Source organism: Streptodolium elevatio (genome assembly GCF_040649515.1).
GTDB lineage: Bacteria > Actinomycetota > Actinomycetes > Streptomycetales > Streptomycetaceae > Yinghuangia > Yinghuangia elevatio.
The window spans coordinates 1-8,141 of sequence record NZ_JBEZFP010000227.1 but is presented as its reverse complement, the minus strand read 5'-3'; the positions used below and the strand labels follow the sequence as shown (position 1 = coordinate 8,141).

Sequence of the window (8,141 nt, the reverse complement as noted above, 5' to 3'; positions counted from 1 at the left end):
GCCCGGAGGAAATTCTCCGGGCACCCGGCGCCGATCTTGTCAGATGAGGGTCAGGGTGAGCGTTCCGGAGTACGCGCCTGCGGCGGCAAACTGCGGTGTGGTGAGGGTGATTTGGGCGTCGGCGGTGAACTTTCCGCCGGTGGTCCCGCCATCCGCGGCCACACTGCACAGCACGGCAGCGGCCGAACCCAGCGGACCGGCCGTACCGTTGGCGACCTCGTCCAGGCTTCCCGGGGTCGCCGCGCACGACGGCGTCCAGACGAGGTTCCCCGCCGGGATCTTGTCCGTGCCGTTCGCCGCCACCAGATCGGTCATCGCGCCGGTCAGCGACCAACCCAGGTTGCCGCCACGGGCGTCCGTGACCGTCACCTGATTCAGCACCGCCTCGACCGTCTGCGCCTCACCGTTGAGCGTGACCGAGCCGAAGTCGATCCCAGTCCCCGCCTGCGACATCGACAACGTCCCAGGAGCCAGCGTCACCGTGGGCTCCTGCGTGCCCTGCGCGGAGGCGATGTGGAAAGGCAGGATCGCCGCGATGGAGTCGTCGGTCCCGGCCCGTACCCGGATGAACGACGTCCACGGGTCGGTGACGGTGAACTCCGTGGGAGGGATGGTGCCGTCCGGCAGGCTGGTCAGGTTGACGAAGCCCTCGAGGTCGAACTGGTCGGCGTCCAGCGCGCTAATGTTGATGTTGCTGTTCGGCGGCAGGTTCTCGGCGGTGACGGTGACCACCGTGCCGAGCGGTCCGCTCGACGTGCTCAGGAACGCCCTCGGTGGACCGTCGGGCACGAAGTTCTTGAGCGTGATCGTCGCCTTGCCGGCGGCGGTGCCGTCGGTGACCTGGACGACGTGCGGCCCTTCGGAAGCGGAGGGCGAAACCGTGGCCGTGCCTGTCAACTTGCCCGCGCTGTCGACCACCAACGTATGGGTGGCGAATCCGCTGGTCTGGCACGCATTTCCGGCCGCGTCGCACAAGGTCAGATGCGGCGTCGCGTTCGGCGTGTAGTCGGCGCCCGACAGGTCGATCGTCGCGCCCGGACGTACCTCGCCCGAGGGGGCGGTGAGCGACGGGCCACTCGACTGCCCATCCTGCACGGTCAACGTGGCCACGGTCCCGGGCGCGGCGCCCAGGGGCTCGCACCGTGTCTCGGCATCGATCCCGATGGCTTCGATGAACGTGAACGTACGGTGGTTCTTCGGCGCGAGGTTGACCGTGCCGGCCGCGTTCAGGGTGAACGTGCCGGTCATGTCGCTGAGGATCAGGTCGGTACCGACCGGCGCCTCGGGGTTCAGCCGCGGCCCCTCGACCGTGACGGTGCCCGTCTGCGCCCCGGTCAGTTCGAGGTTTCCGACGGGCTTCGTCGAGTCCTTCGGAATGGCGGGCAGGCCGGCGTTCGGGACCTTGCTGTACGACTTCCACTTCCAGCTCACGGTGACGAGGTCACCGACGGTGTAGACGTCCTTGACCGGCGAGACCGTGACGTCGACCTTGGTCTCCGACGGCGGGATGTCCAGCCCGGTGGCTATCTGGTTCACGCACTTCGATGTCCAGGTCGTCTCCTGCGCGTTCGCGGCAGGCGCGGTGGACACGATCGCCCCCGCGAGGGCGAGGACCCCCGTCGCCACGACCGCCGCGGCTCTTCGAGGAATCAGTTGTCTCGACACAGTTCTCCTCCATCGCACGGCGCAGACGGGACGGTGAAGTCGCCCTGAAAGGGCGGCGCTTGGATCGGTTGCATGGCACGGATTGTCGATATTGGCGGTTGCCGCCACGATCGTGAGCTCGCCCGTGACAGGGCTGCCTGCCGGAAATGCCGTACGGCACGCCCGAGTTAACGGACGTGCCGTACGACGGTGCGTGTTGCGGGATCAGCTGTCGGTCACGGGGTGTACGTGAACGGCGCCGATGCCTTGATACTGGAGTTGAAGGTCTCCTCCGCGACGATCCGGACGGTGGCCGGGTCGTTCAGGTACATCCAGGTGATCCAGTTGCCGGCGCCGTCTGCGGCGGCGTAGTTGTAGTCACCGGTCTTCTGACCGGCCGCGTTGACGCCGTACAGCTTGATCCACGCCCAGTCCGCGAAGTCGTCACCCGTGATCCACGTCTTCGTGCCCAGCGGGCCCGAGGACGGGGAGAGCGAGATCGAGTGCTTCTGGACGGTCAGCGGGGTGGTGGCGGAGACGCCGCCCGCGGTGACCTTCACGGTGTAGTTCGCGGGCGTGACGCTGCCGCCGACCTTGACCGTGCCGGTCAGGTTGCCGTTCGCGTCGATGGCCAGCGTCGAGTTGGTCAGCGACGCCGCGTTGCAGGCCGCACCCGAGGTGTTGCACAGCTCGGCCGTCGGGGCGGCACTGCCCGGCCAGTGCGCACCGGTCAGGCTGACGACACCGTTGCGGTTCGAGACCGCCGGCGAGGCGCTCAACGAGGCCGGCTCGACCGTGATGGTGAAGGGCAGGAAGACCGTGGGGCTGGAGGAAGGCACACCCTCACGGATCCGGATCTGCGTCACGTTCGCGTTGTTGATCGTGTAGCTGGCCGAGAGCTTGCCGTCCGGGTCGGTCCTCGCGCTCAGCACGCCCGGGCCGGCGATCCCACTCGCGTCCGTGCCCACGATGAACACCGAGGCGTTCGCCTTCCAGTTGGACCCGGTGATGTTCACCACGGTGCCGACCGGGCCGGAGCTCGGCGCTGCACTGGCGAGGCGCGGGCCCGACTGCACGAATGCCTGGACCGTGATGGTCGACGACGCCTCCTTGGCACCCGAGGCGACCTTGACCAGGTACTGGCCGTCGGGGATCGCCGTGGTGAGGACCGCAGTCCCCGACAGCACGCCACCCGCCGAGATGCTCAGGTTGGTCGTGGTGAAGGGGTTGAGCACGCAGGCACCGCCGGCTGCCGGGCACACGGACGCGACAGGCGTACCGCTCGCTGGGAAGCCCGCACCCGAGAAGTTAAGGGTGTAGCCCGGGCGCACCGTGCCGGTGGGCGAGGTCATGGTGGGCTGCTCGGAGCCCGGCCCCTGGACGTTCACCGTGCCGATGCTGCCGCCGCCGGACACGACGTCACACGGCGTGTTGAAGTTGCTGCCGAACACCACCGTCTTGGTGACGGTACGCAGCGGCGTGAAGCTCACCAGCCCCGACGCGTTGTTCGGGACGATGAAGTCGCCCTCGTACGTGGGGATCAGGACGGGCTGCCCGCTGACCGTGTCGATGTTGACGGTGGGCCCGGTCACCGTCACCGTGCCGGTCGCACCCCCGCTCATCGCCAGCTCGATCGACGGGGTCGTCGGCACGTCGTTGAGGCTGACCGTGCTGTTCGCCGGACCGGTGCCCAGCGTCACCACCGCGTGCACCGTCGAACCCGGCGACGCGTTGGCGGGGGTCAGCGTGACATCCATGGACTGCGGGCCGGTGGCCTCGCCCTGGCCGGCCGGCAGCACACAGTGCACGGTCGGGTTGACCACGCCGGCCTGGGCCGCCGGAGCCAGGACGGTCAATCCCGCCCCACCCATCAGCAGTGCCGTGCCGGCGAATGCGGCACCGGCACGCCTCTTCAACAAGCTTGCAGTTCGGGACACGTCGCTCCTCGGTCGCGATGGACAAACACGATGTGGAACAGTCGGAGTCACCGGCGGCATGGCCCCCCAGGAGTGCAACTCCCCTGCCATACACGCCTTTTGCGATAGGTCAAGACATGAAAGGCCCCCAGCGCATCGCATCCGATCCTGCTGGACTCGTACGGTGCGCCGGGGGCCCGGCCGCGCATCCCCCGAAGGGGTTGGTGGGACGTCAGATCAGGGTCAGAGTGAGCGTCCCGGTGTAGGTGCCAGCCGCAGCGAACTGCGGTGTGGTCAGGGCGAGTTCGGCGTCAGCAGTGAACTTGCCGCCGGTCGCCTTGGCCGGGTCGGCCGACTGGCTGCACAGCGTCGCCGCGGTGCTGCCGAGCGGCCCCGTGGAACCAGAAGTGACCGTCGACAGGCTGCCCGGCAGAGCCGCACACGACGGCGTCCAACTGACGTTGCCCGCCGGGATCTTGTCCGTGCCGTTCGCCGCGACCAGGTCGGTCATGGCGCCCGTCAGCGTCCAGCCGTTGTTGCCGCCACGGGCGTCGACCACGGTGACCTGGTTCAGCGGCGCGGTGAGCCGCTGGGCCTCACCGTTGAGGGTCGCGGAACCGAAGTTGATCCCCGTTCCCGCCTGGCTCATCGACAGATCGCCCGGGGTGAACGTGACCGTGGGGCTCTGGGTCTGCGGTGCCGGCCCGGTAACCACCGTGAACGGCGTGAAGACCGTCGGGCTGGAACCGGAAATGCCTTCCCGGACACGGAACTTCGTGACGCTCGCGGTCGCAACCGTGGGTGTCGCGGTGAACGTGCCGTCCGCCTTGACCACCGCGGTCACGACACCCGGGCCGGCGATACCCGAGTCGTCGGTGCCGACCACGTACACGGTCTTGCCCGCAGTCCAGCCGGTACCGGTGACCGTGACCTGCATGCCCACCGGTCCACTCGCCGGCTCGACCTTCGCCTTGCGCTCGGCGGCGGCCTGAACCGTCAGCGATGCGGTGGCCGACTTGGTGCCGTCGCTCACCTTCACCTGGTAACTGCCGGGCGTCACCGACGCCGCGAGCGTCGCCGTACCCGACAACGCGCCGGATGCGTTGATCGCCAGCGTGTTCGCCGAGAACCGCTCCGCCAGGCAGTTGCTCCCGTTGGAGTCACAGAGCGACACCGACGGCGTCGCGTTCGGAGCGAACCCGGTACCCGACAACGTCGCCGCCGTACCCACGGTCACGGGGGCCGCCGGACCGGTGAGAACCGGGTCCGCCGGCTCCCCACCGGCGATGGTGACCTCGGCCAAAGTCGCGTCCGAGCCCGCGCCGGCGGTGCACACCGTCGGGAAGGGCGGGTCCACACCGGGTGCGAAGCGTGCGTCGGTCACCATCTCGACGGGGGTGAACTCGATCTTCCCTCCGGGCGTGGCGCCCGCCGGAACAGTGAACGTTCCGGTGTACGGCTCGAGCGGCGGCGCCTGACCCGCCACGACGTCGATGCGAACCTCAGGGCCCGTGATCGTGACACTGCCGGTCGCCGCGCCGCGCATGTTCAGCTTGATGCGCGGGGTGGCGTAGATCGTCATGGCCAGAGGGCTGACCGCGGGACTCGTCCCCAGGGTCACCTTCCCGCTGATCGTTCCGCCGGGCTCAACCGTGGACTTGTCCAACTCCAAGGTGATGCTCTGCGGACCGGTGAACGTGCCCTGCCCCGCCGGCAGCACACATGTCACCGTCGGGGTAATCGTCCCGGCCCCGGCGGACGGCGCCGTCAGCACCACGGCACCGGCCACCGCCAGTGCACCCGTGGCCATCGCGGCCACGGTCCGCCGCGGGACCAATCTTCGCAGCTGCAAGTTGTGCTCCTTCGTGAACGGACCCCCAGGCGCCGGAGACGCACCGGAGATCTCGGCCGCAGCCACCCCTCACCGGGAGTGATCTCCGACCGACGTGCACCGGAGAGTGGGGCGGCGTGCGGAGGTCCAATGGTCCACCGGGAATGTGTCTGTAAAGGGCCGCAAAATCAATACCGAGGCGGCACCAATTCGCTCGACACGTGTCACCAATGCGGGGCGCGTTCGGGGCGACGCCAACTGGATCATCGGCGGGCCCGGAATGTCGATCCATGAAGAAATCGGGTATTGACGGAACTCTCGCCAAGGGGTGAAATGAGCAACGTGACCCATGCCGTCACCTTCCTGGTTGGCACCCGGGTCCCACCGCAACACGGAGCAGCGTCGGAAGACCTGCTCCGCGCACCGCGTACCGCCCACCGCATCAGTCCTGCGCGGGTCTCACGTGAAGCTTGCGGGCCCCGCGTTCCGGACTACCGACGTAGGGAAAGGAACGCACCACACATGTCCAAGATCAAGAGCGCGGCAACTGCCGCCGCCTGCGCCGTCGGCCTCACCGTAGGCGCCTTCGCGATGGCCGGACCTGCCGCTGCCGCCGGCACCGGCGACGCCATCTACGACTGCTACCTCGCGCCGAACGGCCCGCCCGGAACCCCGGACTACAACGACGTCGACGTCTCCTTCGAGCGCGACGGCTCGGGCAACCTGACGCTGTTCACCAGCTTCACCTCGCCCATCCCGGGCGTTGCGATTACCGCCACCACGTACTACACCAGCCAGATCGAGACCGGCATCAACGGCACCGCCGGGGCCGGCCCGGTCGTTCTGTCGAAGTCCGGCTCCACTGCGGCGTACCCCAGCGCTCCCACCCGGATCAAGCTCGTCATCACGCCTCCCGGCGCGGAAGTGAACTGCTACCTGGTGTCCGCGACGGGCTTCCCGCTCTGACCGGTTGAGTGACGCCCGGCCTGCCGCGGGAGTGCGTCGGGGCCTGGCCTCGGGCGCTCGCGAAGCGTCCTGTCCGTAGTAGAAGTACGGGCAGAACGGCGAGCGCCCTCGGCCCAGGCACACCCACGAAGCACCGCCTGAGAGAGACGGGCGGAGCGTGCGGGGGTCCGAACGTACAACACCCCCTGTAGGCCGTACAACCACACAGCGCCACCCGAGCCCCCGTCCCGTGGACGGGGGCTCGATGCGTTCCCCGGCGACGGGCCCCAGGGCGCATCGTGGGCGGCGGACAGGGGTACGCGGGAGCGCCGGTGTTCGCGTGGCCGTGCGCACCGCCCCACAGCCGGGCCACGGCACCGACGGTCCTCACGTGATGCGCGGGTCGGCGGCACGAGGGTAGCCGGCGGATATTCGGGGGCGGGGGCTCGGTGCGAATATCTCAGACCCGCGACCCGGATAGGTGAATCCCCCGGACGGAAAGGTCGCATAATTCTCGTCGGCAATTCACGGGAATCACATGTCCAGGATTTTCCACTCCGCCTCGAACGACACCGGGCAGGGCGGCCTACGGCCGCCCGCCTCGCCGCCGGCCACACGCGGATCCATAGCGGAATGGATCCCCGACTGCGGAATCCCAAATTTCCCGCCCGTCGTCCGCCACATATGATTACGGAGAGTTACGTACGCCAGGAGAGTTCTCTCTGCCGAGGGGCCGGGCGAGAACAGATGCGCGATGCCTGCGGGAGATCCACTCGCGCCGAGGCACCGGCCACGCGCACACGATGGCGCGGCCCGCGGCGGTGCTCCGTGCCCGGTGCGTCCCGCCGTCGCTGATCTTGCCCGCGGGGAAACCGAGTTGGCGATGCAGCAACCGCCCTGCAAGGCCGAGGGCGCCCCCGCCGGCCGACCGTCCCGCAGAACCCGGGGAGCCGCCGCCCCCCCGGCGGAGAAGGTCCTGAGGTGTCGTCGATGACTGTATCCCTGGTGAATGGCGAGGTTCCTGGGGAGTGGCAGGCGCGCGAGTGCCCTCAGCGCGCCTTACGCGCGCCCTTCGATCGCTCCTCCATGCGCCCCGTAAGGGGCCGCCGCCGCAGGCACCTTGAAGGGCACGCCCGCCACGGGCGATCCGCCCACGGCGTGTCTCGAGCCCCCATGACACCGCCACGCGCTGCCGTCCGGGCGGCACGCGCCGAGACGCTCGCCATTCGACCCGTCGGAGCCCGACCGGGGTCGCGGTACCGGCGTCGGCCGACCGGCGACGCCGGCTCGTCCGGCGAGGCGGGACCCGCAGGGGGCCCCCGCGGCGGAATCCGACCGCGAATCCATGTGAGGATCAAGAAATGTCCGGGACACTTTGCGACGCGCTCCGCGGCCGTCGCGATCAAACGACTGATCCATTCTTGAGGAAATAACCCTTCCGAAGTTGAACGGAATATTCCGTTCCGTGCGCCGGAGATGCCGATTCCGCTTTTACCGTAGACACCGCCTCGAATTTCTCGGCGTAATCGACGGGCCGGCCCGGTTTCCTCGGCACGATTACGCGCGCCGCATGACTTGGCCGGGTTATCCGGCGCCCCTTCAAATTCGCCCGCGGGCCGGGCCCGCAGGCGAACGACAGGTGCGCGGACGCGGGGCCGCCACCGTCCGGGCTCGCGGCGGCAGGCGCGCCCGAGGGCAGTCGACGTCGGCCACGTCAGGAGACCGACGACCAGGACGCGACAGATGCCGAACCCCGAGCCGGCTCGGGGTTCGGCATCTGCGACATACAGTCACCCGGCCTGCCA

Annotated in this window: 4 protein-coding genes; 1 reads left to right on the top strand and 3 read right to left on the bottom strand. The window is 69.0% G+C overall.

The window, feature by feature from the left end; translation table 11 throughout:
• Window positions 1-39 precede the first annotated feature (39 nt).
• The 3 genes from AB0C36_RS41850 to AB0C36_RS41840 form a co-directional block, all read right to left on the bottom strand.
• Window positions 40-1,626, bottom strand: a complete 1,587-nt coding sequence (locus AB0C36_RS41850) for a WxL domain-containing protein (RefSeq protein ID WP_358364737.1) — start codon at window positions 1,624-1,626, stop codon at window positions 40-42.
• A 254-nt stretch (window positions 1,627-1,880) separates the two neighbouring features.
• Complete coding sequence (locus tag AB0C36_RS41845) at window positions 1,881-3,581, bottom strand: hypothetical protein (protein ID WP_358364735.1); 1,701 nt, start codon at window positions 3,579-3,581, stop codon at window positions 1,881-1,883.
• Between the two features lie 211 nt (window positions 3,582-3,792).
• Window positions 3,793-5,370 carry a hypothetical protein gene (locus tag AB0C36_RS41840; protein WP_358364732.1) on the bottom strand — a complete coding sequence of 526 codons (1,578 nt, stop codon included), beginning with the start codon at window positions 5,368-5,370 and terminating at the stop codon, window positions 3,793-3,795.
• 543 nt (window positions 5,371-5,913) lie between these two features.
• Between AB0C36_RS41840 and AB0C36_RS41835 the strand changes: the two genes are divergently transcribed.
• Entirely contained in the window at window positions 5,914-6,357 is a 444-nt protein-coding gene (locus AB0C36_RS41835) for a hypothetical protein (protein ID WP_358364729.1), read from the top strand.
• Window positions 6,358-8,141: the final 1,784 nt, after the last annotated feature.

What these genes read in the sequence shown, in the direction of transcription:
- AB0C36_RS41840 (WP_358364732.1), bottom strand. Translation starts at nt 5,370, where the DNA reads ATGGCCACGGGTGCACTGGCGGTGGCCGGTGCCGTGGTGCTGACGGCG.
- AB0C36_RS41835 (WP_358364729.1), top strand. Translation starts at nt 5,914, where the DNA reads ATGTCCAAGATCAAGAGCGCGGCAACTGCCGCCGCCTGCGCCGTCGGC.